The sequence below is a fragment of the Corallococcus exiguus genome (genome assembly GCF_009909105.1).
Classification (GTDB): Bacteria; Myxococcota; Myxococcia; order Myxococcales; family Myxococcaceae; genus Corallococcus; species Corallococcus exiguus.
Genome location: NZ_JAAAPK010000012.1, coordinates 26,026 through 49,444 on the forward strand (window position 1 = coordinate 26,026; position 23,419 = coordinate 49,444).

Annotated in this window: 19 protein-coding genes and 2 pseudogenes; 15 read left to right on the forward strand and 6 right to left on the reverse strand. The window is 69.3% G+C overall.

The window, feature by feature from the left end:
- The first annotated feature begins 537 nt into the window (after nucleotides 1-537).
- The 8 genes from GTZ93_RS34510 (at nucleotide 538) to GTZ93_RS43060 (ending at nucleotide 13,499) form a co-directional block, all read left to right on the forward strand.
- Nucleotides 538-2,883 carry an RCC1 domain-containing protein gene (locus GTZ93_RS34510; protein ID WP_257979161.1) on the forward strand — a complete coding sequence of 782 codons (2,346 nt, stop codon included), beginning with the start codon at nucleotides 538-540 and terminating at the stop codon, nucleotides 2,881-2,883.
- A gap of 66 nt (nucleotides 2,884-2,949) precedes the next feature.
- Complete coding sequence (locus GTZ93_RS34515; protein WP_139918312.1) at nucleotides 2,950-5,223, forward strand: RCC1 domain-containing protein; 2,274 nt, start codon at nucleotides 2,950-2,952, stop codon at nucleotides 5,221-5,223.
- A gap of 221 nt (nucleotides 5,224-5,444) precedes the next feature.
- Entirely contained in the window at nucleotides 5,445-6,365 is a 921-nt protein-coding gene (locus GTZ93_RS34520) for a DUF2381 family protein (protein ID WP_139918311.1), read from the forward strand.
- A 9-nt stretch (nucleotides 6,366-6,374) separates the two neighbouring features.
- Nucleotides 6,375-8,195, forward strand: coding sequence for a serine/threonine protein kinase (locus GTZ93_RS34525; protein ID WP_167548576.1), 1,821 nt, complete (start codon nucleotides 6,375-6,377; stop codon nucleotides 8,193-8,195).
- A 173-nt stretch (nucleotides 8,196-8,368) separates the two neighbouring features.
- Nucleotides 8,369-9,625: a serine/threonine protein kinase gene (locus GTZ93_RS34530; protein WP_139918310.1), complete on the forward strand. Its 1,257-nt coding sequence runs from the start codon at nucleotides 8,369-8,371 to the stop codon at nucleotides 9,623-9,625.
- 135 nt (nucleotides 9,626-9,760) lie between these two features.
- Complete coding sequence (locus tag GTZ93_RS34535; protein WP_139918308.1) at nucleotides 9,761-11,101, forward strand: hypothetical protein; 1,341 nt, start codon at nucleotides 9,761-9,763, stop codon at nucleotides 11,099-11,101.
- A 244-nt stretch (nucleotides 11,102-11,345) separates the two neighbouring features.
- Nucleotides 11,346-12,728, forward strand: a complete 1,383-nt coding sequence (locus GTZ93_RS34540) for a restriction endonuclease fold toxin 5 domain-containing protein (RefSeq protein ID WP_257979160.1) — start codon at nucleotides 11,346-11,348, stop codon at nucleotides 12,726-12,728.
- A 12-nt stretch (nucleotides 12,729-12,740) separates the two neighbouring features.
- Nucleotides 12,741-13,499 (forward strand): immunity 52 family protein, encoded by a 759-nt coding sequence (locus tag GTZ93_RS43060; RefSeq protein ID WP_257979159.1) that lies wholly within the window; start codon nucleotides 12,741-12,743, stop codon nucleotides 13,497-13,499.
- 258 nt (nucleotides 13,500-13,757) lie between these two features.
- Here GTZ93_RS43060 and GTZ93_RS34550 read toward each other — a convergent pair.
- A pseudogene (locus GTZ93_RS34550) lies at nucleotides 13,758-13,934 on the reverse strand (tyrosine-type recombinase/integrase); the annotation flags it as partial.
- A gap of 42 nt (nucleotides 13,935-13,976) precedes the next feature.
- Between GTZ93_RS34550 and GTZ93_RS34555 the strand changes: the two are divergent.
- The 3 genes and pseudogenes from GTZ93_RS34555 to GTZ93_RS34565 form a co-directional block, all read left to right on the forward strand.
- Nucleotides 13,977-14,591 (forward strand): annotated as a pseudogene (locus tag GTZ93_RS34555) (DUF2380 domain-containing protein); the annotation flags it as partial.
- Complete coding sequence (locus GTZ93_RS34560; protein WP_139918304.1) at nucleotides 14,588-15,055, forward strand: NUDIX hydrolase; 468 nt, start codon at nucleotides 14,588-14,590, stop codon at nucleotides 15,053-15,055. The pseudogene GTZ93_RS34555 and the gene GTZ93_RS34560, both read left to right, overlap by 4 nt.
- Before the next feature lie 159 nt (nucleotides 15,056-15,214).
- Entirely contained in the window at nucleotides 15,215-15,595 is a 381-nt protein-coding gene (locus GTZ93_RS34565) for a hypothetical protein (RefSeq protein WP_257979158.1), read from the forward strand.
- An 86-nt stretch (nucleotides 15,596-15,681) separates the two neighbouring features.
- On the opposite strand, the gene GTZ93_RS34570 is transcribed toward GTZ93_RS34565, so the two are convergent.
- Complete coding sequence (locus GTZ93_RS34570; protein ID WP_139918300.1) at nucleotides 15,682-16,104, reverse strand: STAS/SEC14 domain-containing protein; 423 nt, start codon at nucleotides 16,102-16,104, stop codon at nucleotides 15,682-15,684.
- A gap of 159 nt (nucleotides 16,105-16,263) precedes the next feature.
- Between GTZ93_RS34570 and GTZ93_RS34575 the strand changes: the two genes are divergently transcribed.
- Nucleotides 16,264-16,947, forward strand: coding sequence for a hypothetical protein (locus tag GTZ93_RS34575; RefSeq protein ID WP_139918298.1), 684 nt, complete (start codon nucleotides 16,264-16,266; stop codon nucleotides 16,945-16,947).
- A gap of 16 nt (nucleotides 16,948-16,963) precedes the next feature.
- On the opposite strand, the gene GTZ93_RS34580 is transcribed toward GTZ93_RS34575, so the two are convergent.
- Nucleotides 16,964-17,386 (reverse strand): STAS/SEC14 domain-containing protein, encoded by a 423-nt coding sequence (locus GTZ93_RS34580; protein ID WP_120596854.1) that lies wholly within the window; start codon nucleotides 17,384-17,386, stop codon nucleotides 16,964-16,966.
- Nucleotides 17,387-17,762: 376 nt separating this feature from the next.
- Here GTZ93_RS34580 and GTZ93_RS34585 point away from each other — a divergent pair, with 376 nt between their 5' ends.
- The 3 genes from GTZ93_RS34585 to GTZ93_RS34595 all read left to right on the forward strand — a co-directional run bounded on the left by GTZ93_RS34585 (nucleotide 17,763) and on the right by GTZ93_RS34595 (nucleotide 21,018).
- Nucleotides 17,763-18,716, forward strand: coding sequence for an ArsA family ATPase (locus tag GTZ93_RS34585; RefSeq protein WP_306464189.1), 954 nt, complete (start codon nucleotides 17,763-17,765; stop codon nucleotides 18,714-18,716).
- Nucleotides 18,713-19,822, forward strand: a complete 1,110-nt coding sequence (locus GTZ93_RS34590; RefSeq protein ID WP_139918297.1) for an ArsA family ATPase — start codon at nucleotides 18,713-18,715, stop codon at nucleotides 19,820-19,822. Before GTZ93_RS34585 ends, GTZ93_RS34590 begins: the two co-directional genes overlap by 4 nt.
- Nucleotides 19,823-19,947: 125 nt before the next feature.
- On the forward strand, nucleotides 19,948-21,018 hold the full coding sequence (locus GTZ93_RS34595) for a CBS domain-containing protein (protein WP_180946059.1): 1,071 nt from the start codon (nucleotides 19,948-19,950) through the stop codon (nucleotides 21,016-21,018).
- A 57-nt stretch (nucleotides 21,019-21,075) separates the two neighbouring features.
- Here GTZ93_RS34595 and GTZ93_RS34600 read toward each other — a convergent pair whose 3' ends face one another.
- The 3 genes from GTZ93_RS34600 to GTZ93_RS34610 all read right to left on the reverse strand — a co-directional run bounded on the left by GTZ93_RS34600 (nucleotide 21,076) and on the right by GTZ93_RS34610 (nucleotide 23,319).
- Complete coding sequence (locus tag GTZ93_RS34600; RefSeq protein ID WP_139918295.1) at nucleotides 21,076-21,885, reverse strand: Rieske (2Fe-2S) protein; 810 nt, start codon at nucleotides 21,883-21,885, stop codon at nucleotides 21,076-21,078.
- The gene (locus GTZ93_RS34605; RefSeq protein WP_120577712.1) at nucleotides 21,882-22,454 is read right to left on the reverse strand and encodes a YceI family protein; all 573 of its coding nucleotides are present in this window, start codon (nucleotides 22,452-22,454) and stop codon (nucleotides 21,882-21,884) included. The genes GTZ93_RS34600 and GTZ93_RS34605 overlap by 4 nt, the downstream gene beginning before the upstream one ends.
- Before the next feature lie 79 nt (nucleotides 22,455-22,533).
- Entirely contained in the window at nucleotides 22,534-23,319 is a 786-nt protein-coding gene (locus tag GTZ93_RS34610; RefSeq protein ID WP_139918293.1) for a hypothetical protein, read from the reverse strand.
- Nucleotides 23,320-23,419: the final 100 nt, after the last annotated feature.

Sequence of the window (23,419 nt, forward strand, 5' to 3'; positions counted from 1 at the left end):
GACCAACGGGGTGCCGCCAGCGGTCAATGGCTGTCACTCCTGGAGGCCGTGCGGGCCATGGAGCATTGGGGTGTTTCACAAAGCTTCCGTGACTTGCCTGTTTCCTTTCACTCGTCAGCACGGTGCGTCACCCCCGCGATCCACTTCCGCCGGGTCGAGCGCCGAGAGGGATGACAATTCCTGTCACCGCGCGGGTCGGCCGCGACTGACACGCATTCCACCCGCCAGTCAGCGGAAACCCAGACATTGACACGCTTTCGCGAAAGCCAATAAAAGGCGTGACAGTCTTTTCACCCGCTAGCACCGTGATTTGCGTTTCCAGCTGTAACCCAGACATACGCCGAGGGCCGGGAGGTCCCCCCGGGTCGGCGTAGGCCTGTCCATTCCCTCCATTTTCCATGACGTCCCCCGGCCGTGCTCGCTCCGAGCGCGGCACGGGAAACGTGTCTCCGGGCTCCGGCCCGGGCACGTGAGGCCGGCGTGTGCCCGCTGTGAGTCATTGCCTGTGTCCCTGTCTGTCTTCCCAAGGAGTGTCGAATGAGAACGTCCCCCCGTTGGTTCCGGTCGCGCGGAATGTTGGGCGCGCTGTTGCTGTCCCTGTCGTCTCCGTGGGTTGTCGCCTGTAGTTCGGGCACCGAGGCGCCGGGCCCCTCCGCGCCTTCCGAGCAGACGCAATCGCAGGTCACCGTCTCCATTGGCGCCCGGGACCTGTACTCCGAGGCGGTGAAGGGCCGTGTGTCCGCGCTGGCCTTCTCCTACTCCGACGTCAAGAAAATCCGCGTCGACGTCTCCGAGCAGGGCGAGGGCGGGCTCGTCATCTTCAAGAACTTCGACCTCGAACTCTCCGAGGGCGACTGGAAGGGCAAGCTGCCCTTTCTCCCCAAGGCGAAGGCGCTCACCTTCTTCGCCCGCGCACTCGATGCCTCCGGCAACCTCCTCTTCTCCGGCTCTCTCGACGCCACGCTGACCACCGACAACGCGACCGTCACCATTCCCCTCGCGCCGGCCAACAACAACGCCGTCATCTCCCTGCCGCGCATCCGCAAAATCAGCATCCCCAGCGCCTTCGGCTCCTCCCAGTCCGGCAGCATCACCTTCGCGGTGGAGGCCACCAACGGTGAGGCGCTTCGCTACGCCATCACCTCCGCCGTCGCGGGCAGCGGCACCTTCGCCCCGCTCAACGGTGCCATCACGCTGCAGAACACCGCGGGCGCCTTCGTCTCCCAGTACACGCCCCCCACGGTCTCCACCGAGACGGTCTTCACCCATACCGTCACCGTGACGAATCCGGCGGGGCACTCCATCAGCACCACCTTCACCACGAAGGTGAAGCCTCCGGAGACCTCCAGCGGCGTCATCGACACCTCCGTCCTCGTGCTCTTCAACCCCGTCATCAATGGCCTCAACGGCCGGCGGGTGCGCGACACACAGAACGTCATCTTCACCGCCGACGTGAGCGATGACGGCGCCCAGGAGGCGCTCAGCTACGACTGGAGCTTCACGCCCGCCACGGGCACAACCCCGGACCCCGTGCCCGCTTTCACCGGAGCGACGAACCCCTCCACGCTCCAGAACTACACCACCGCCGTGCAGGGCGACCTGAAGCTCTCCGTGACGGACGGCAACAACGGCACCACCACGCTCACCTACAAGCTCACCCCGGATCAGTTCCCGGACAACCCCGTCGTCGAAGGGCCGCTGGCCGGCATCAACAGCATTCGCACCGGCAACGACCACACGTGTGCCTTGCTGAATGACGGCTCCGTGCGGTGCTGGGGCAACGGCACCTTCGGTCAGCTGGGCTACGAGAGCGGTGCCAACGTGGGTGACGCTCCGTCGCGCCTGCCGTACATGGCAGGCGCGGTGCAGCTGATTGGCAAGGCCACGAAGCTCGCGGTGGGTGGCAACCACTCGTGCGCCCTGCTGGACACGGGTCTGGTGCGCTGCTGGGGACAGAACACCTATGGACAGCTGGGTTACAACACCACGGAGAACCTGGGCGATGGTGAGCCGGTGGCCAGCTTCGGCTACGTCAACCTGGGCGGTCCCGCCATCCGCATCGCGGTGGGCGCGGAGCACTCCTGCGCGGTGATGGCGACGGGCAAGGTGCGCTGCTGGGGCCGCAATCAGTACGGCCAGCTGGGCTACGGCCACACCAACCCCATCGGTGACGACGAGCAGGCCTCGGCGGGTAAAGACGTGAACCTGGGCGATGTCACCGCCACGGACGTCGTCGCGGGTGGCACGCACACCTGCGCCCTGCTCTCCAACGACAAGATGCTCTGCTGGGGCTACAACGGCTACGGCCAGCTGGGGTACTCCCACTACAACAACGTTGGCGACATCCAGCTGCCCAGCAGCCAGACCCCTTTCGAGCCGGCCGGGCCGGTCTCACAGATCTCCGCCGGTGCGAACCACACCTGCGCTCTTCTGAAGACGGGGACCGTGCGGTGCTGGGGCCTGAACAACTGGGGACAGCTGGGCACGAACCAGAACTACAGCAGCTACCTGTTCAGCAATTCGGGGAGCATCGACCTGGGCGCCAGCGCGCTGCAGATCTCCGCGGGTTCGAACCACACCTGCGCCCTGCTCTCCACCGGCAGCGTGCGGTGCTGGGGCTACAGCGGCTACGGGCAGCTGGGCTACCCCGGCACCCCGTACCGGCCCACGCCGGGCCCGGCCGTGGACCTGGATGGCGCCACCGCGTACCAGGTGTCGGCCTCCACCGGGAATCACACCTGCGCGCTGCTCTCCACGGGCAAGGCGCGCTGCTGGGGCCGGGGCGACTCCGGTCAGCTCGGCTACGGCAACCCCAACCACATCGGTGACTTCGAGCAGCCGTCCTCCGCGGGCGACATCCAGCTCCTGCCCCCGACCCCGTAGTCCCTGAACACTCGCGGGCGCCCGGCACACGTCGGGCGCCCGTGTCGCTTTCCTTCCGTGTGAGCCATGACGAAGCCCGCCACCCTCGCGCTCCTCCTGCTGTGCACCACCGCCGCGTGCACGTCGCCCACGACGGATGCCGTCGCGCCGGAGCCCACGGCCTCCGTCACGTTCACCGTCTCCACGGACAACACCGGTTCCCAATCCCAGACCCGGCGCGCGCTGGGCTTCTCCTTCGCGGACGTGGCGCGGATCCGCGTCGACGTGGAGGACGCGGCCAGCCACAGCGCGCTGTTCACGAACTTCGACCTCGTGCCCTCCCCCTCCGGATGGTCCGGCACGATGCCGTCCCTGCCGCGCCATCAATCCCTCACCTTCATCGCGCGGGCGTACGACGGCACCAGCGCACTGCTGTTCCAGGGCAGCACCACGCAGACGCTCGTCGCGGACCGCGAGTCCGTGGCCATCCTGCTGTCCCCCTCCGGCAGCGGCGCGCCCATCACCCTGCCGCGCATCCCGCGCATCCAGTTGCCCGGGGAGCTCATCTTCGGACAGCCCGCCACCGTCACCTTCTTCGTCGAGGCCAACGCCAACGAGGCCCTGTCCTTCGTCATCACCGCCGACCCCACCGGGGGCTCCTTCGTCCCCGCAAGCGGCACGTTCACGCTGACCGGCACCTCCGGCGCCTTCGTCTCCCGCTACCTGCCTCCCTTCGGCATCCCCAGCCCCACGGACTTCACCCACTCGCTCACCGTCACGAACCCGGCGGGGCACTCGGTCAGCACCACGTTCACCACCCGAGTGCTCCCCACGGACAGGTCCACGGACTCGCTGGGCACCACCGTGCGCATCCTCTTCGCTCCCGTCATCCAGGGCCTGGCCGCGTCCCGCCTCGCGGGCACCTCCGAGGTCGCGTGGTCCGCCTCCGTGTCGGATGATCAGCCCGCGCGCACGCTCGGCTATGCGTGGAGCTTCACGCCGGACGCGCCCGTGACGCCCGCCCCCGGCTTCACCACCCAGGCCAACCCCACCGTCCTCCAGCACTACACGCCGTCACTCCAGGGCCACCTGTCGCTCCAGGTCACCGACGCCGCCGGGGCCCGCACCACCGCCACCTACCGCCTGGGCGCGCAGCAGTTCCCCGATGCCCCCGTACAGACCGGCGGGCCCACTGACGTCGCGCAGCTGCGCACCGGCGACAGCCACACCTGCGCGCTCCTCAACGACGGCTCCGTGCGCTGCTTCGGTAGCGGCGCGCAGGGCCGGCTTGGCTACACCGGCACAGCCAACGTCGGCGATGACGAGACCCCGGCGTCGAAGGGCCCCGTGCCCCTCGCTCCCGGCGAGAAGGCCGTGCAGCTGGCCACCGGCCTTGGCCACACCTGCGCCCTGCTCGCCACGGGCCGCGTGCGGTGCTGGGGCGCCAATGCCTCCGGCCAGCTCGGCCTCGGCCATACGCGCACCATCGGCGACGACGAGCCCATCGCCAGCGTGGGCACCGTCGACCTGGGCGGCGCCCGCGCGCTGCGCATCACCGCGGGCTCCAACCACACCTGTGCGCTGCTCACCTCTGGCCACGCGCGCTGCTGGGGCGACAACACCCACGGGCAGCTGGGCCTGGGCCACACCGACACCCTGGGCGACAACGAGCCTCCGCCCACCACCGATGTCCCCGTCGGCGCTCCCGTGCAGGACCTGGTCGCGGGCGGCGACCACACCTGCGCCCTGCTCTTCTCCGGCCGCCCACGTTGCTGGGGCGCCAACGCCTACGGACAACTGGGTTACAACCGTGATGATGATGTCGGTGACACCGAGTTGCCGTCGTCAGCGGGCGACGTGGACGTGGGCGGCACCGCCGTGCAGCTGGCCCTGGGCACGAACCACACCTGCGCCCTGCTGGACACCGGCGCCCTGCGCTGCTGGGGCGCCAACGCCTACGGCCAGGTGGGCAACGGCAACCCCGACTACGCCACGCCCCTCACCACGGTGGCGATGGGCTCGGGCCTTCGCGCCGTCCAGGTCGCAGCCGGTGCGCAGCACACCTGCGCCCTGCTCGAGTCCGGCCAGCTCCAGTGCTGGGGCAACGGCGCCCGGGGACGGCTGGGATACGCCAACACTCGCTCCCTCTCCGCTCCCGGCACCGCGTTCATCGACGTGGGCGGCGCTCCCGCCACCTCCGTCACCGCGGGCGGCCAGCACACGTGCGCCGTGCTCTCCTCCGGCCGGGCGCTGTGCTGGGGCTTCAACACCTCCGGACAGCTTGGCCAAGGCCACGCGCGCACCCTCGGAGATGACGAGGCACCCGCGCTCGCCGGGGGCATCCTCCTCGTGTCGCCCTGACACCGCGCACAGGAGGGCCCTGACGCCTGGTTGTCTGCCCTCCAGGCCCGGACGTGCGCTTCCGGAGCGGGGGGCCGACACCAGGACGATGACGTGACGCCGGAGCTGAATGAGGAGCCCCTGCCCGTGGAATGGTCCCCCGCGCGCGTGGACCGTAAGCGGAGCGTCCAGGCCTGTGGTTCCTTCCGGTTTGGTAGGTTCGCGGGCGGAGGCCGTCCCGCTTGCCCTTCTCCTTCTCCGCGTTGAACCTGCCCCTGGTGCTCGGGGGACTGCTTCTCTTCACGGCGGCCCAGGCTCAGTCGGCATCCGCTGTCCGCGAGCGCAGGGACAGGCGGGTTGTGCTCCCCCGTCCTGGTGAGCCCGTCCTGGAGGTTCCAGTCGCGGCGGGCATCCTGACGACCCTTGTTCTCGACTCGGCGCTGGACCGGGCCTCCGTGGATCTGGAGGGCCGCACTCGCTTCAAGCTCGTGGACGTGGGCGAGCGCGCCATCAACCTGGAGCCCGTGATGGAGTTGGGCGCGGGTGAGCATCTGATGCTCCGCGTGCGCTTCGCGGATGGATCCTTTCCCGAGCATGCGGTCTTCGCTCTCGTGTCGCACCCGGCAGTGGTGGACACCCGCGTGGAAGTGTCCCGTCGTCCACTGGCTCCGGAAGCGCTTCAGGCGGAGCTGTCCGAGGTGCGCGCCCAGCTTGCAGCGAAGGAGGCCGAGCTTGCCGCACTCCGCGCACGCGGCGATGCGAGCAGTCCCGCGGCGCTCACTCTGGCGGGGCTTTTCGACGAGTACGGGGTATCGGCCAGGAAGGTTGATGGTCAGCCCAAGAAGGAGATGCAGTCCTCTCTGTACATCGTGGACGGCTTCAGCCTTCGCGCGTCTGCCTGGGGAGTGGTGTCCGTGGAGGTGAAGAACTACGGAAAGACACCTTGGACGCCCACGGAAGCGCGTCTCACCCGTTCAACGGGCGGTGTGACGGTACAGGTGCTCGGCGTTCACATGAAGCAGCCGCGGATTGGGCCCGGAGAGGTTGGCACCGTTGTGGTGGAGACGGAGGAGACTGCCTGGGAACGGGGTACGTTGCTCCGCTTGGAATTGGTGGACTCCACGGGCACGCGTCCTCTTCTCGTTCCGTCTGTCGCGCTGTAGAGGTCGGCCATGTTGACGGTCATTCACCACCCCGCGCAGCTCCCGCCCGGGTACATGATTCACGGCTGGCGCGTGGTGAAGCTGCTGGGCGCGGGCACCTATGGTGCTGTCTACCGCGTGGAGATGAACGGCCACCCCTTCGCGATGAAGATCGCGATGCACCGGCCGGGGAGCGGCGACGCGGAGCAGGCGGACGCACGGTTGAAGCGTGAGCTGGGCTGCCTCGTTCACCTGACGCACCCGAACATCGTCGAGGTGCACGGCCATGGCCGCTTCCCCGACTTCCGCACCGGGTGGCTTTACGTCGTCCTGGACTTCATAGAGGGCCACACCTTGGCCGAGTGGGTGGAGCGAATGCACCCCACGGCCCAGGAGGTGGTCCGCGTCTTCGAGAAGCTCGCGGGCGCCATGGACTACATGCACGGGCGCGGCGTCTTCCACCGTGACTTGAAGCTCGCCAACATCATGGTGCGCGCCAAGGACGGCGAGCCCGCCATCCTCGACTTCAGCGCAGGCGACTACACGCACGCCGAGGACTTGACGGATGCGCCCTTGCCGCCCGGCACCCGCCGCTATCGCTCGCCCGAGGCTGCGCGCTTCTTCAAGGAGCATGGAGACGAGAAGGGGGCGCGCTACGAGTTCAAGGTGACGGATGACGTCTACGCGCTGGGTGTCTGTCTCTATGACGTGCTGACAACGGCGGAGCCCGCGAGCGGTTCCCCCAAGGCGGCCGTGGAGGGACGTTGGGTGCCCAGGTCCGCCCGGGAGTTGAACGCGCGGGTGCCGGCGGGACTCAGTGACGTGGCGATGCGCTTCATCGCGCGAGAGCCCGAGCAGCGCCCCCCCACGGCGGAGGTGATGCGCCGCGAGCTGGCGGCACTGGTGGGGGAGGTGGGGCCGGAATGGACTGTGCCCGTCCATGTCCCTTCACTGCGGCCACCCGCTGCTCCCGCCTCCAACACGGATGAGGAAACGCCCCCCGCCCTTCGTGTACGGCGGGCCCGCGTCGTGGATGCCGGAGTGGCCCTCCTCGTCGTGGCGGCCGTGGCGGGGGCCTTCATGTGGCTGCGCCCCGCGTCGCATCCTGTCTCCAGTGAGGACGTTGAGCGTCCACCCGCGCCCACTTCGCCTGGGGATGCGGGAGTCGCCTCCCTCATTCCAGCGCCCATGTCCCTCCAGGATGCGGGCCCCTCACCTGACGCGGGCGACATGCTGGCCGCGTCGTCCCCTGGGGTAGCTTTGCCCCCTCTTGCTCCTGTCCGGAAGGAAAGCTCCGCCGTGAAGCGTGCTCCCATCGTCGCAAGCCCGTCCAAGAAGGACTCCACCTCCAGCTCCAGGGCGGAGTTCCTCGCGAAGTGTGCTGCGGCGAGCGCCGCCGTCGCGTTGCAACTTGGCTGCCCCAGCAGTTCCCAGGTGCGTCCTGAATCAGGGGCGTGCCCCGAGGAAGCGCGCAACGCCATGCATACGTGGGACAAGCCCGACGGGCTCCATTTGAACAAGGGCGATGCAGTGCTGGTCACCATCGACAAGAGCCAGCCGGGCGAGCCTGGTGATGAGGGGGTCTTCAGGGATGGCCCCGTGACAGGGGTTGTCTGGAAGGGCACGAAGTACCTCCCCACGGGAACAGTGTTCTCCGGCAGGTTATGGACGGGAGACGGGACGTTCGTGCTGGCCCGCTACACCGAAGCGCACCTCCCGGATGGACGCACGCTGCCGGTGTGCTTTGCCATTGGGGACGAGGGCCCCAAGGGCGCTTGGAAGGGCTCCAAGCCGGGGGCAGTTCTCTACAATCGTGTCGCGAATGCCTATGCCGTGGACCGCTGGCCCTGAGTCCGGAACGTAAAGACTCGTTGCGTTTCCGTCGCTGCGGGGCCCATTCCGGGGATAGCAGGAAAATTTGAAATAGAGGACCCCTGGCGTCGTTCACGCGTGGAGGCAGCCGGAGGTAGCTTTCCGTCTGCCTTTGCGCGGCTCCCTCGCGCGGGCATTCAGGAGCCCTCTTCATGTCCAGTGGTGCTGACTCCCGGCTCGCCGGGGGCACGGTCCTCTTTTCCCACGCGGGAACCGCCTACGAGTTCTTCCAGGAGCTGGGCATGGGCCGCAATGGCGAGCGCGTCCTGTTCGCCCGGCCCCGGACGCCCTCCGGATACAAGGGGAAGGTCCTCGTGAAGTGCGTGCCCCTGCCGGAAGGGGCAGTGCCAGAGAAGTTCCAGCGGGCGCGTGCGCGGCTGGAAGAGGAGGTGCGGCTGGCGCAATTCCTCCAGCACCCCAACATCGCCCGCATCCATGGCCTCTTCGAGATGAAGTTTGGAGAGGCGCGGGGCCTGGGCGCAGTCACGGAGTGCGTGGAAGGCTTCAGCCTGAACACCCTCCTCACCATCGCCCAGCTGCGTGGGCGCTACTTCTCCGAGGCCTTCGTCCTCTACCTGGGCGCGGAGGTGGCGGCGGCCCTCGCGCATGCGCACACCCGCACGGACGACGCGGGCAACTCGCTGGGCATCGTCAACCGTGACATCAATCCCGGCTGCATCCGCCTGCGGCCTGGCGGGGGCGTGGTGCTGACGGACTTCGGCGTCGCTTGCTCCAGGCTGCAAGGGCGCCTCGCCACGACGCTGCCTCGCCCTCCAGGAGAAGTCATCTACGCTTCACCCGAAGCGCTGGTGGGGGCGGTGACGGATGCGAGAAGCGACCTCTTCTCCCTGGGGCTGGTGCTGCTGGAGTTCGCCACGGGACGACACCTCTACTACCCGGGGAATCTCAAGGTGGAGGACGAGTCTTCTCGGCTCTCGCGGGAGCAGAGCCAACGCGTGCTCGCGGCTCTGGCCACGACGATGGACATGCACCTGCCGCCCTTCGTGGAGGACGCCGTCCACCGCGCCATGGTGTTCAGCGGGAAGGACGTGAAGGAGGCCGCGTTCGGGCTGTCCACCTCGCTGCGCTCCGTCTTCCTCCGGCTGCTGTGCCGGGAGCCCTCGTCTCGCTATCCGACAGCGGCGGCGCTGGAGCTGGAGTTGCGCGGGCAGCTCGCGCGGCTGGGGCCGTACAGCGCGGCGGATGCGGTGAAGGAAGTAGAGACCGCCCTCTTTGAAGGCGGCGAGGCCATGGAGGAGCTGAGTCTGCTGGAGGACGAGGGCGGCATCGTCCCGGCCTTTCCGTCGCGGAGTCAGGACGCCATCCGCACGGAGCCCTGGCCCCTGCGCAGCGAGGATGAGACGACGACAGAGCCGGGACCGGGCGCCTTGCGCCTGTCACGGCATTAACAGTCGCTGGCTCGACGCGGCCGACCCTCCTTTCCCCTCCCCCCTGGGTAGCAGCGCCGGGCCTGCGGGTGCCGGGCTGAATGTCAGACGTGTGTCCTTTGCTCTCCTCGGAGGTGTCACTCCCAGGGGGCGTGGATGCGAATGACGCGAAGTGGGGCTGTCTGGCTGTGGCTGCTGTTGCCAGTGGCCGCATGGGCCGAGGACGTCCTGGAGGTGCCGCCCGTGGAAGAGGAACGGCGCCCACGGGACGAGGCCTGGCGCAACCTGCTGCGCGTGGAGGCAACGACGCTGGCCTTCCGGCCGCGCGCGGGCGTCGGCGCGGACGAGGGCTTCCTCCAGGTGGAGCCCACCCTTGTCTTCGAGCGAGGTGAGGACTTCGGCCTCAACCTGGGCACTCCCGTGCGGCTGCGCCTTTGGGGAGGTGGCGGGGCCGCGGGCTTCGTGCGGAGGGAGGACTGGGACAGCGTCTCGGACTTCGGGCAGGTGGTGCGCGCCCTCAAGCTGGGCTCGGACAACGCGCCCGTGGGCGTCTGGTTCGGCGCGCTGGAGGGCTACAGCCTGCTGTCCGCGCACCTCGTGCGGCGCTACGGCGGGCGACTCAACCCCGACTACCACCCGGCGGGCGGCTTCCTCACCGGCACCCTGGGGCCCATCTACACGGAGGCCTTCGTCTCCGACGTGCTGGGCGCGCGCCTCATGGGGGCGGAGCTCTCCCTGGACGTGGAGCACCTCTTCTTCGGCCCGCCTCGCGAGAAGGCGCGTTACACGCTGGCACTGTCGGCGGTACACGACTGGGGCCGCGCCGGAGGCAGGACGCCCTCGGTGACGCTGGCGCACCTGGACGCCATGGCCGTGGTGGTGGTGCGGCCCTCTTACGAGGTGAACGTCCAAGCGGGCTGGGGCGGCCGGCCCGGTGAAAGCGGTGCCTGGGGTGCGGTGGTGGGCGCGGGCGTGGACGCGAGGGCGCCCACGCTGCGGATGATGCTGCGCATGGAGGTGCGTCGGCAGCACGGCGGTTTCCGGCAGGGCTATTTCGGCCCGGACTACGAGCTGGCGCGCTTCAAGGCGGCGGGGCCGGACGGCGTGGCGTTGGCTGATGCGTCTTTCCCGAACGGGTACTCGGCCTATGGCGAGGCGGAGGTCGGCTGGGACGCGGTCCGCTACTGGGGCGTCCACAAACACTTGAAGCTGTCGCTGGGGGTGGAGGCCTTCGACTGGGGGCGCTTCGACGTGGACGGGCGCGTGGCGGTGCAGCTCTTTGACCGCTCCATGGAAGTCGCCTTGAAGGGACTCGCGGTGGGAGCGGGACAGCCTGGAGCGCGCTACCTGGGCGGGGCGGAGCTGCGCTGGCGTTTGTTGGGCGGGAAGCTCTACGCCATGGGCACGGCGGGCACGCTGCTGTTCCCCGAGGACGTAGGCACGCTGCGGCCGGGTGCCTTCGCCTCGCTGGGCTTGGGGATGGACAATGCGCGCTGACGTCCTGCTGCTGGCCCTCGCCATGCTGGCGACGGGGTGCGTTTCGGTGTCGCCCACGCCTCGTCGAGGCCTGAGCCTGAGCTACACGCAGCCCTCAGCCCCCGCACCAGAGTGGTCACAGTCGCCGCGCGAGGAGGAGCCCCCCACTCGGACCTCTCCGCGAACCTCCCTTGCGACTTCCGGGGAGCGGATGGCGCGCCACCGGCAGCTCCGGGAGGACACATCGGGCGAGGACTCGCGAGCAATGGCTGGGGCCGTGGGCGGCAGCCTCTCTCACCCTGACGCGAGGGAAAACGCCTGGGAGAAGCTACTGACGGACGCGGGGCTGGATGCGCGGGACGAACGCCCCGTAGGAGGCGTGCTGACGCCCGCGCAAGCCGCGCGTCTGATGGATGTGTTGTTGGGCAAGCCCGTCACGTTGAGCACCTTCCCGCCTCGGATGGCCGCAGCCTTCATCCTGCGCGAGGTGATGGCGGGGGGCGAAGTCACGCGGCAGGAACTGCTGCGGCGGGTGGAGCGCTTCTCCCGGGAGCAGATCGCGGTGCTGCGCCCGGACGGCTATCTGGCATGGACCCTCACTGGGCGCACGCAACAGAAGGTGGCGTCAGTCGAGTGGAAGGACGGTGCCTTCCGTGCGCATGGCTTCGAGCTGGGCCGCTTCTACAGCGGCAAGGGCGGCGTCTTCCGCTCCGTGGACACGCGGCTCCAGGCCTCGGATTGGCGGCCCCTGGCCGAGGTGTACGACGACGCGGACGTCATCAGCCGCACCCTGGATGGAGCGGAAGATGCGTTCGTGGAGCTGTACCACGCGCTGGGCCAGTTGCTTACGCGCCCCGTGGACAGCATCGCGGGGCTAAGCAACCTGCCAGCAGGCGTGGCTGCGCTCATCGCGGCCTCACCCATGTACTGGGAGCGCTTCCAGTCCATGACCCGTGGCGAGCAGATCCGCGAGGTGTCGCGGCTGACGACGGGCTTGCTCATCACCGGAGGCGCGGCTTCGGCTACGACACGAACGCTGAAGGGGATTGCGCTGGGCGCGGAGGTCTCGGTGCCGGTGCTCTCGCTGTCGGCGGAGGGCGCGCTGGCGTTGGAGCACGTCGCGGTGCCAGCGGGTCGCGCGGCGGCTGCGCTGAGTGGTGGGCCCGGAGCTGCCATCATCCTCCAGCGCACGAATACGACTGGCAACAGCGCGGCTCCGTCCAAGGGCCCCGGACAGTGGGCGCCCGCCAACGAGTCGATGTCTCCTCGTGCCCGGGGCTACCAGGAGCAGATCACCGGGCACACTGCGGATGAGGCGTATTGGGTCGGTGGTACGAGCACGAAGGCTGGAGGCGTCAAGTTCGATGGATTCAGGAACGGCGTGTTACTGGACGCCAAGGGGCCCGGCTACGCTGCGTTCTTCGAGGACAATCTCGCTCCCAAGGAGTGGTTCAGGCTTTCGGGCAAGGCCCGGGAACTCGTGACTCAAGGCCAGCGACAGGTCGACATCGTCCGTGGAATGGGCATTCGTATTGAATGGCACGTAGCCGAGAAGCATGCGGCAGACTCCATTCGGAAGTTGCTAGAGCGCAACAGCGTCACGGAGATCGTCGTCATCCCCACCTCAGTGCGCCCGTTGAACCTTTGAGAAATGAACCTCATGACGATTCACGCTGAATCCGGCACCTATCCAGAGACCTACTACGTTGGTGCCTACTGGGGCCCGCGACGAGAGTCCCCCGAGGCGTGTGCCCAGCGTGCGTCGGCCTTCCTCAACATGCTGGCCGAGTGCGACCCCCTGCTGGAGAACTGGAACAAGATCCCCAAGCCGCGCGGCAAGGGACGCAAGACGCCCCTCATGCCTCCCGACCTGCCCACCCTGACGGAAGCTTTTCGGCATGGCGTCAACCGCGAGCCGGGTGGGCCTCCCTTCGAGCACCTGGGGCTGACGGTCAGCGCATACAACGATGGCACTCGTCAGGACTTCGTGGCCGTAGATATGACCTGTGGAGGATACGCACAGAGCAACTCCAACGTGTGTGTCCTGTCACTCCCGTCGAAAGGGGAGAACGCGGAGCGCCTGCTCACGGCCGCCATGCTGACGGCCGTGACGCGCAGCATGGCGCTGGCCTGGGAGCCCGACTGGGCCGTGGCCATGTCTGATGCGTATCGGGAGATGGACGGCAGGCAGGGCAAGGACGACCCGTGGCTCGGCTGGGTGACGTACCTCCCCAGTCACCGGGGCACGGTGCCGCCACTGCCCGCCCCCGTGCGCATCGAGCCCGTGGAGGACAGGGGTTCGTTGATCATCCTGACTCCAGAGCGATTCACCGTGACCAACCCCGAGCACATCGCTCTGGCGCGGCGGGTGCGCGCACTGCTGGCCCGGGCAGGGCTCATGCGGTCTGCGGCGTCCTGAGAGGAGTCTGGTGACGGGCCTCGAAAGTCTGGTTGAGCAGTTTGCCCAGAGCACCGCGGCGCAGACGGACTGCATCCTCCGGGGGGATGCAAGAGCGGGTAACAAGCACGCCAATTCTAGAGGAAGCAGCAAGAGGACAGGGTCTAGCGGCCCTGGGGGCTCAGCAAACCTTGCGGAATTGGAAGGATGTTTCGTGGGCGCTTGACCTTGTCTGAGCAGGTCGTGAAGGTGACGCTCATCTTCGCAATCCAGTAGCTCCTTCGTTTCCGGGGAGAGGTGGGCGTACCGCATCGTCAGTTCGATGGTGGCGTGGCCCATCAGCTCCTGGATGACCTTGAGCGGAACACCGCGCATGGCGAGGTGGCTGCCGTAGGTGTGGCGGAGGTCTTGCCAGCCGATGCGGCCCTGTTCGCGAGGGATGTTCGCCTGCGGCAGGCAGCGCTCCAGTCCCTTCCCCCTTGGACAGCGGTGCGTGGCCGCGTGCCGCCTTCGGCCCCCATGACACTGGGCGTGGGCCTCGTGATGAGCTCGGGTGGCGTCATGGTGGGCTCGCGGCTGGTGGTCTCCGCCGAGTGGGTGGAGATGATGCGAAGGCTCGTTCAGGCGGGCGTCATCTCCGTGCCTGCCGTCGGCGCGGCCGTCCTCATTCAGGGCGGACAGGTCACGATGGCCCAGGCGCACCAGGACCTGCCCAAGGGCGTGCGCGAAGCGCTGGGGGACAGCCCGGAGGTGCGCGGCATGCAGGTGACGGGCAGAGCGGGGGCGGGCATGTCGGACGCCCCCAAGCACCATGTACTTCCGCAGGAGCACCGCGAATGGTTCGAGAAGCGCGGCTTCAAGGGCGACATGGACATCGACCAGTTCTGCGTCCGGCTGGAGCAGGCCGATCATGAGGCGATTCACGGTGGGGGGAACTGGAAGCTGGGACGTACATGGCCCGGTGAGTGGAACAGGATGATTATGAAGGCCCTGGGCGATGCCGAGATTGCCACGGGTCGAACTCTGACGCGGAACGAGATCCTGACTCTCATCGCGAAGAGCATGCGGGACTATAGGATCCCGATGAGCTTCACTCGTGGGAGAGGACGATGAGCGACGGAGGTGCATGGCAGGGCAACATCAAGGCGCGCGTGTACGAACGGGTCCGAGAGCGAGGCTACGACTCACTGACCGCCTTTGCCGATGCGCGTCCTGCCGTTCCGCTGTACGTCCTGGCCGACGAGTTGGGCAACGACGTTGCTGCGGTGCAGGTGTTGAGCGGCTTGCTGTATGAGGCGGAACAGCACAAGCGGGTCACGCGCTTCGTTCGCGACGTGCTCGTGCGCGAAGCCGCCGAGGGACTTCCCAACGGTTGGCCGCCCATCTTGGACGACGCAAGCCGCTTCGAGGTTGCAATGACGCTTGGGCGCTGGTCTGCGTACACCCCAGAAACCCATGAAGAGCGCGTGCGGCAGGTGCGCGATGTGCTCCTCGCCAATCCGCCCCCTGCTGGATGGCGCCCGCTCGGCCCCGACGACGACCTTCTTCGGACGCTCCTCCCCGACGAGGAGGCCTGACAGGAAGCGGCGTCCCTTTCGAGCAGGACAAGGAGCCCGCGTGCTCTGGAGGGCCCTGACGCCTGGCTGCCTGCCCTCCAGGCCCGGGTGGGCGCTTCCGGAGCGGGTTGCCGGACACCGGGGGCGATGACGAACCTCCTCCGACGGAGGGAATCCTTCATGGCCAGCAACGACAAGCGTCCCGCACCCCCGCAGCCCGCCGAGGATTTCTACGGGCGGCCGACCACGCCGCGACAAGACGGAGAACCCCAGCGCCCCGACACCGAAGAGGAAGACGACGAGCGCAAGCCCCGCCGCGAGCTGTCCGAGGCCGACGAGAAGGGCATCCACCCGCGCACCGAGGACGACGCCGACGACCGCGACCTGCGCCTCCACGACGCCAGCGGCCTGCGTCCGTATGACCCTCGTGAGCGCGCCCCGGGGGCATCGCTCGACGACATGCCGGATGGCGACGGACCTCGCAGCGACGCGGGCACCAACCCGGTGTCCGACGTGTACCGCTACGGCCACCCGGACCGCATGCCGGACCGCGAGCGCTGAACCGCGGCGCCCGAAACACCGAGGGCCAGGAACCGGGCTTTTCCGCCCCGTCCTGGCCCTTTGTCACGTCCGGATGCCCGCGGCTTTCAGCCCACGCAGCGCGGGGCGTGATCCAACCGGTGCGCGTCCACCCACGCGTCGGCCTGCGCCATCGTGTCCACGAAGACCGTGTCGAAGCTGGCCGCATGGCCCGTGAGCAGCATGGCCACGGACATGGCCTTGCCCACCACGCGCTGTGACAGGTCGGACCCCACGTACACCACCGAGCGCATCCACTCCGCGCGCACGTTGTTGGCCAGGTACTTGCGCGACTCGGCGGGCAGCTCCGAGCCCGGAACCTCCGCCACCAGGTAGAACGGCCCCTGCGCCGCCATCTCCTCGTAGACGCGCAGCGCCCACTTCGCGTCCTGCAACCCCACGACGCCCGTGTACTTCGTGTGCAACACGTCTGGCGCCGTCATCCGAATCCGGTGCGCGCCACACGTCCACTCGCGAATCTGTTGCTCCATGCGGTCCTCCCCCCGGCTACTGGAAAGAACCCTACGCCGGACCCCTCCTGTCCAGGGAAGCGCCCCTGCCCTTCCGTACAAGGTCTGGCTGTCCATTGGATGTCAGACCCCCTCTGTACTGTGTACCCATTCCGACAGCATTCCTGAGGGGGAAACACCATGACGGAAACCCGTGAACTGCCGCGCGTCTCGGTGAACAAGTTGGGCGAGTACCTGGTCGCCACGCCCGCCCGCCGCAAGCGCATCATCCACGACCAGAAGCACCCGCCGGATGCCCAGTACCTGCGCTATCCGGAGGCGTCCCATGCCATCACGGACTTCCTCTGCCGTGGCCTGGACATGAACGTGCTGCGGGAGTCCCAGCGCCGGTTCGCCTGCGCGGTGCCGCAGACGGAGTTCGAGGCGCAGCGCATGCAGCTGTGTTCGGAAGCGCTGGAGCGCTTCGCGGACCTGGTGCCGTGGTTGGATTTGGACGACGCCATCATCAGCGCGGTGGGCGCGGAGCCGCCCGTGCTGGAGATGGCCGGCGTCACCATCAGCGTGCGCCCGGAGGTGGTGGTGCAGCGGTTGGACAAGCACGGCAACCCGCGCGTGGGGTTGATGAAGCTCTACTTCTCCAAGACGCAGCCGCTGGACGAGCGGAGCGGCCAGTACATCGGCACGATGCTGCAGCGCTTCGCTGAGCAGCACCTGTGCCGGCTGGGCCCCGCGGACCACCGGCTGATGACCGTGGTGGACGTGTTCGCGGGCTCGCTGTTCGTCGCGCCGCGCGCGCACATCCGCCGGCTGGGCGACGTGGTGCTCGCGTGCGAGGAGATCGCCGAGCGCTGGGCCGTCCACTGACGGGCCCCACACGCCGTCAGCGAGGCGCCGCTTCCTGACGGCGCCGGTGGGCTTCCAGAAACGCGCGGGCCTGGGCCTCCGAGTCCACGAACTCCGCCTCCAGCTTCGCGCCCCCGATGAAGTTGAGCGCCACCACGAGCGCGCGCAGCACCTCGCGGTGCGTGCGCTTGGCGCCGAAGAAGACGACCGCGCGGAACCACGAGGGGCGCACGTGTTCGGCCAGGTACTTGCGCGGCGCGACCGACAGCCCCTCGGAGCTGCTCAAGTCCACGACGAGGTACAGGGGCTTGTCCGGGCCCGCCCCCAGCTCGTGGAACACGTCCACCAGCTCCCGCACATCCGTCTCTGAAAACGATCCCCGGACCTTCGTCCAGAGGATGTCGGAGTCCTCCAGCGAGACACGCTGTGTCCCGAAGACCCACTCCCGCATCACCGCCATGCCCTCTCCCACGCAGAGGGCCTCAGGGTACCCAAAACCCGGGGCCCGTCACCAGTCCGTGACCCCTTCTTTCCGAGGGAATCCGCCCGTCCAACCCTCAGGGTCACGCGCACGCGCACGCCACGTGTCCTCCCGGGCCGGGTCAATCCCCGTACATCGTGTCAAGGCGTCCCGAGCGCGGCACCGCACTGGCTGTGTCACGAACGGGTCAGCGCGGTGAAGGGGCGCGACGGGGCGTGGGCGGAAAGCCGCTATGCTCGTGGAGCGGGCGGCCTGACGGACGGCCGCCCCTGGGCGCATCCCCGGCCGGTTGTCGGGACGCGCTTCCTTGCTCACCGTGAAGGGTCGCGCCGCTGGCGCGGAGGATGGGGGCGTGGTGCTGGAGTCCTTGTGGAGCAGACGCGCCGTGCTCGTGTCGGGCAAGGGCGGCGTGGGCAAGACGACGCTCTCCGCGACGCTGGCGGTGGCGGCGGCGCGCGCGGGCCGGCCGGTGCTGCTGGCGGAGCTGTCCCCGGACGAGGGCGGCCCGTCCACGCTCTCGGGGCTGGTGGGCGCGAAGGAGGCCGGGCCGCGCGTGGTGCCGGTGGGGCCGAACCTGTCCTTCGTGCGGCTGTCCGCGCAGGAGGGCCACCGGCTCTTCCTGGAGGAGACGCTGCCCGTGAAGTGGCTGGCGGAGGCCGCGCTGCGCTCGCGGGCGCTGCGGCGCTTCCTGGAGGCGGGCCCCGCGCTCAAGGAGATGGGGCTGATGTTCCAGCTGCTGGCGCTCCTGCGCCTCACGCACCCGGACGGCCGCAGGGTGCACCCGCTCACGGTGGTGGACCTGCCCGCCACGGGCCACGCGCTGGCGTTGGCCACGCTGCCCCGGAGCATCCTGTCGCTGATGCCGGGCGGTCCCGTGGGCCGCGCGGTGCGTGAAGGGCTGGACCTGCTCCAGGACCCCGCGCGCACGGGCGTGGTGCTCACCACGCTGCCGGAGCCCCTGCCGGTGAGCGAGACGCTGGCGCTGGTGGGCGAGCTCAAGGAAGTGGGCCTGCCCCTGTCCGCCGCGGTGCTCAACCGCATGCCGGAGGACCCCTTCACGCCGGAGTCTCGCGCGGCGCTGGAGCGGCTGCTGGAGACGCACGGGCCGCACCGGGGGCAGCGGGCGCTGGAGCGGCTGGAGCGCGCGCGGCTGGCCCGGCAGCGGCTGGCGGCGGGCGTGAGCGTGCCCTACTGGGGGCTGCCGGAGCTGGCGCTGACGGGCGTGGCGCTGGTGGAGCGGCTGGCGGAGCTCCTGGAGTCCACACTCGAAGGAGCCGCGTCCCACGGCGGCCGGGAGGCCACGCCATGAACCTGGACGGCATGCTGCGCGACAAGCGGATCCTCGTGCTGTGCGGCGCGGGTGGCGTGGGCAAGACGACGACGGCGGCGGCGCTGGGCGTGGCCGCGGCGCGCTCGGGGCGCAAGGTGCTGGTGCTCACCATCGACCCGGCGCGGCGGCTGGCGGAGGCCATGGGGCTGAAGGAGAACGGCGCGGAGCCCACCACCGTGCCTCCAGAGCGCCTGTACGCGGACGGCCCGCGCGGCGAGGGCCGGCTGGACGTGTGGATGCTGGAGCCGCGCATCGTCTTCGAGCGCATGGTGCGCCGGATGTCCGCCACGGAGAGCGCCGCGCGCACCATCCTGGAGCACCGCCTGTACCGCTTCCTGTCGGAGCTGGTCGCGGGCGTGCAGGAGTACGCCGCAGCGGAGGCGCTGGACGGCTTCATCGCGGAAGGCCACTACGACCTCATCGTCCTGGACACCCCGCCCAGCCGCCATGCGCTGGACTTCCTGGACGCCCCGGGCCGGCTGTCTCGCTTCCTGGACGAGCGGATCATCTCCCTCTTCGGTCCAGACTCGGGCCGCACGGGCAGGCTGTGGCAGGGCGCGCAGGCGCTGGTGGGCAAGGTGCTGGACGGCATCTTCGGCGGCGGCTTCGCGCAGGAGATGCGCACCTTCGTGGCCGCCTTCGGAGGCCTGTTCGCCGGCATCCGCCTGCACTCGGACCGGCTGAGGGAGCACCTGTCGTCGAAGGACGCGGCGTTCCTGCTCGTCACGTCGCCGGAGGCCGCCGCGCTGCGCGAGGCCACCTTCTTCCAGGAGGCGCTCCAGGCCAAGGGGCTGCCCTTCGCGGGCTACGTGCTCAACCGCAGCTGGGCGCGGGATGACGGACTGGCTCCGGCCGCCGCGCTGAAGCCGCACGCGAACAACGCCGCGGACACGGACGCCGTCAGCGCGCTGGAGCACCTGGCGGGCGAGGAGGACGCGCGCGCGACGGCGCACCGCTCGCTGCTGGCGAGGCTGGCCGAAGGGCTGCCCCGGGGCGCGCTGGCCATCGCAGCGCCGGACGCGGGCGCGGACCTGGAGGACTTCCGGGGGCTGGTGCACCTGGGAGACGCGCTCACCGTCGTCTGACGCCCCGCTCGGGTTGCATTTCGCGTCAGGGCGGACGGGCGAGCGGCGCCGCACCTGGCCGGCTGGAGCTTTGCGCGTCCGGGCACGCTTCCCATGTTCGCAAGTCGAGGAGGCTTGCGACGCACATGGGCACCAAGGACTACAGCAACGGAAACGGCAGGCATGACCTGGGGCGCGCGGACATCTCCACGCCTCCCACCGACGCCATGGCCACGCACCGCTCGCCGGACGTGGCGCCGCCGGGCTCGCGCGAGCGCGCGGAGTCCGACGTGAGCGGTTGGAGCCCCGCGCGCGACGAGCCGCCCGCCGACCGCCAGGGGCGCTTCCACCGCGCCGCCGCGTGGCGCCTGGGCCGCGTGCGCACGGACGTGGACGACACGGGCACCTGGCGCGCGGACCGCGAGGGCGAGCGCGACGGCGGCACCACCGGCCCCTACGGCCGCGACGACCGGGACGTGCGCTATGCCAACGGCGCGGGCCCCCGGCGCACCCAGGGCGACGACACCGTCCAGGAGATGCAGCCCCAGCGCGCCGACTACCGCGAGTGGGACCGCAGCGGCTACGGCGGCGAGGAGCCCCTGTTGCGCGACCGTCCGCGCCGTGAGGCATCGGCGTGGCGCGAGGATCCGGGCCTGCGCGAACGGCAGGCCCCCCGTCGGGAGGAGACCTTCCCCCTGGACCCGAGGCTCCGCGCATCCCGCGCCCCGTCCACCGCGTCCGGGGCTTCGCTCCGCCGCTGGAAGCGCGAGCCGCTCTCCGCGCGCGACATCATGACCCGCCAGGTGCGCACGGCCCGCCGCGACAGCTCACTGCGTGAGGTGGCGCAGTTGATGCGGGACGAGGACTGCGGCGTGGTGCCCATCGTGGACGAGGAGGGACGGCTGCTGGGACTGGTCACGGACCGCGACCTGGCGCTGCGCGCCTTCGCCGGTCAACGCGCAGTGGACGGCCTGCGCGCCGCGGACGTGATGACGGAGGACCTGGAGGCGGTGCTGCCGGAGGAGGACCTGCACGGCGTCATCGAGCTGATGGGCCGCCGCCAGGTGCGCCGCATCCCCGTGGTGGAGCCCGACGATCGGCTCGTGGGCATCATCGCGTTGGGGGACATCGCCAGCCGCGCGGATCAGGACGAGGAGCTGCAGGAGGCACTGGAGCGCATCTCGTCCCGGCGCTCGTTCTGGAGCCGGCTGCGCTGAGAGCAGACCCGAGGAGACGGGAGGCGCGGAGGGCCCTCCCGTCCTGGCACCCGTGAATCAGGCGATGGAGACGACCACGCCGGACGCGTCCGCAGTCGTGGTGAACGTCTTCAGGTTCACCGTCGCCGCGCCCCCGGGGTCAACCACGCCCGTCTTGCTGAACGTGGACGCGTGGCACGGGCAGAGCAGCTCGTCGAGGCCCGCATCGAAGCCCACTTCACAGCCCTGGTGCGTGCAGACGGAATCCACCGCGGAGTAGGAGCCGTCCGCCAGCTTGAAGACGAAGATGGTCTTGCCGTAGCCGGTGGGGTTGCCGCTCACCATGCCGCCCGTGTTCTGGAGGTCAGGGAACTCAGCGAAGGTGAGCGTCACCTTCCCGTCGACCACTGACGGGAAGTTGTCGCTGCCGGCCTTGAGGTTGATGCTCAGCACCTGCGTGCCCGCGTTGTACGTGGCCACGTACGTCTTGAGCGGCACCGTGGCGGGCTCCTGCGTCACCTTGCCATCCGTCACGTTGAACTTCGACAGGTGGCAGGGGCACACGGCCTCCGTCCCATCGAAACCCATGGGGCAGCCCACGTGGGTGCACGTGGCGGACAGCACCGCGTAGGTGTCCGCGGACGGGTGCACCACCAGCAGGTTCTCCTGCCCGGATTCCTTCGGGAAGCGCAGCGTCACCGAGCCGCCCGCGCGGGACAGGTCCGGATAGCGCTGCACCACCAGCGACACGATGCCGTCCTCGCCGGGCGTGGTCACGTCCAGCACCGGAGAGGGGTCGATGTTCGGCGCGCACGCGGGCGGCAGGCCCGCCACGACCACGCCCGTTCCCAGCAGCTTCTTGAAGAAGTCTCGACGCGACGAGCTCACGTGCCCTCCGTGAAGACGAGGTGCGGCTCCAGCACCAGCTCGTCTTCCACCTTCACCAGCAGCAGCGTGGGCCGTTCGATGTTGTAGCCCTCCAGGCTGATCTTGAAGGACCCGTCCGCCGTCACCTGCGTGGCGGAGTCGAACTTCACCGTCATGGGGATTTCGACGTCCTTCGTCACGCCGTGGAAGGTGAGCTTGCCCTTGAGCGTCACCGGCACGCTGCCCGGGAAGGTGGCGGGCGGCTTCACGCCGGTGCCCACGGCCTTCACCTCCACCAGCGGGTACTTGGCGGCCTCCGTCACCTCCAGCATGTGCGTGTCGCGGTTGGAGTTCTGCGAGTCGAAGTCCTTCACCTGCGCGCGCACGGCCACCTGGATGGTGCCGTCCGGCTTCAGCACGGCCTTGCCCTCGCTGGGGGCGGCCTTGCCGGACACGGTGTGCATCTTGTGGATGAGCTTGTAGGTGAGGGAGCTGGCGTCCTTCTTCACCGAGTACATCTTCGCGTTCTGCGCGGCGGCGGGGAGCGCGAGCAGCAGGGCAGCGGAAAGAACGAGTCGTCGAGCAATCACGGCGTCCTCCAGAGGGGGCTACGTCTTGTCTCCGCACAACGGCCGGCGCGAGGAGACATTCACGACAGGGGGGTTCGGGTCAGAAAGTGAGCGTGACGATGCCCGCGGCGACGCAGCCCAACGTGGCATAGCCCACCACCTGGTGCGCGGTGGCGTACTTCGGCTCCGTGATCTCGCCGTAGCTGTGGGTGGCCAGGATGCCCAGCACCGCCTGGGCAATCATCCCGGCGGTGGCCAGGCTCATGAAGATCTTGTGGAACGTCACCGTGTCCCACTGGAACGGACGCTCCACCGGATCCGGCGCCAGGATGCCCAGCGTGCCCACGGTGGCGAACAGCAGCGACGTGCCGATGACGACGCCCCGGTGCCAGGCGAGCAGCGAGCGATTATCCCCGCCGCCGTCGGTGAATGAACGGCTGAACTGGATCTGCCCCAGCACGGTGGCCGCGGTGAGGCCACCCGCCATGGCCAGACCCAGGCCCTGGTGCAGCTTGAGCATGGTGCGGCGCGTCTCCAGGTCCTTTTGCAGGTTCGGGTCCAGCAGGCCCGCGGACGCCTCCGCTTCCGGCGTGAGCAGGTCGAAGTCCAGGCTGGGCTCGGACGACGGCGTGGCGTCCTGCGGCGCGGCGGTGCCCCTCGAACCGGACTCCGGCGTGGCGGACACGGGCGGCGTGACGTCCGGCGTCACCGGCGCCGCGGGCGCGGCTTCCTGCGGGGGAGGCGGCACCGGCGTGGGCTGGCGCTTCGCGGGTTTGCGCTTCGCCGCGGCGACCATCACAGGGGCGTCCGGCGCGAGGGCCGCACCGGCGGGGGAGGCCGCCAGGAGCATGACGGCCAGGAGGGGGGAAATGACGCGGGTCATCATGGGGTTCCCGGGGGACGACGCGGCCCGTCGAGAAAAGGGGGGCCATGTCTTTCCAGGCTACCCCGGCTCGCGGTTCGGGTGCACTGAAGTGCACACAGGG

What these genes read in the sequence shown, in the direction of transcription:
- GTZ93_RS34535 (WP_139918308.1), top strand. Translation starts at nt 9,761, where the DNA reads ATGCGAATGACGCGAAGTGGGGCTGTCTGGCTGTGGCTGCTGTTGCCA.
- GTZ93_RS34530 (WP_139918310.1), top strand. Translation starts at nt 8,369, where the DNA reads ATGTCCAGTGGTGCTGACTCCCGGCTCGCCGGGGGCACGGTCCTCTTT.
- GTZ93_RS34540 (WP_257979160.1), top strand. Translation starts at nt 11,346, where the DNA reads ATGGCTGGGGCCGTGGGCGGCAGCCTCTCTCACCCTGACGCGAGGGAA.
- GTZ93_RS34560 (WP_139918304.1), top strand. Translation starts at nt 14,588, where the DNA reads ATGAGCGACGGAGGTGCATGGCAGGGCAACATCAAGGCGCGCGTGTAC.
- GTZ93_RS34565 (WP_257979158.1), top strand. Translation starts at nt 15,215, where the DNA reads ATGGCCAGCAACGACAAGCGTCCCGCACCCCCGCAGCCCGCCGAGGAT.
- GTZ93_RS34570 (WP_139918300.1), bottom strand. Translation starts at nt 16,104, where the DNA reads ATGGAGCAACAGATTCGCGAGTGGACGTGTGGCGCGCACCGGATTCGG.
- GTZ93_RS34575 (WP_139918298.1), top strand. Translation starts at nt 16,264, where the DNA reads ATGACGGAAACCCGTGAACTGCCGCGCGTCTCGGTGAACAAGTTGGGC.
- GTZ93_RS34515 (WP_139918312.1), top strand. Translation starts at nt 2,950, where the DNA reads ATGACGAAGCCCGCCACCCTCGCGCTCCTCCTGCTGTGCACCACCGCC.
- GTZ93_RS34580 (WP_120596854.1), bottom strand. Translation starts at nt 17,386, where the DNA reads ATGGCGGTGATGCGGGAGTGGGTCTTCGGGACACAGCGTGTCTCGCTG.
- GTZ93_RS34595 (WP_180946059.1), top strand. Translation starts at nt 19,948, where the DNA reads ATGGGCACCAAGGACTACAGCAACGGAAACGGCAGGCATGACCTGGGG.
- GTZ93_RS34590 (WP_139918297.1), top strand. Translation starts at nt 18,713, where the DNA reads ATGAACCTGGACGGCATGCTGCGCGACAAGCGGATCCTCGTGCTGTGC.
- GTZ93_RS34510 (WP_257979161.1), top strand. Translation starts at nt 538, where the DNA reads ATGAGAACGTCCCCCCGTTGGTTCCGGTCGCGCGGAATGTTGGGCGCG.
- GTZ93_RS34525 (WP_167548576.1), top strand. Translation starts at nt 6,375, where the DNA reads ATGTTGACGGTCATTCACCACCCCGCGCAGCTCCCGCCCGGGTACATG.
- GTZ93_RS43060 (WP_257979159.1), top strand. Translation starts at nt 12,741, where the DNA reads ATGACGATTCACGCTGAATCCGGCACCTATCCAGAGACCTACTACGTT.
- GTZ93_RS34610 (WP_139918293.1), bottom strand. Translation starts at nt 23,319, where the DNA reads ATGATGACCCGCGTCATTTCCCCCCTCCTGGCCGTCATGCTCCTGGCG.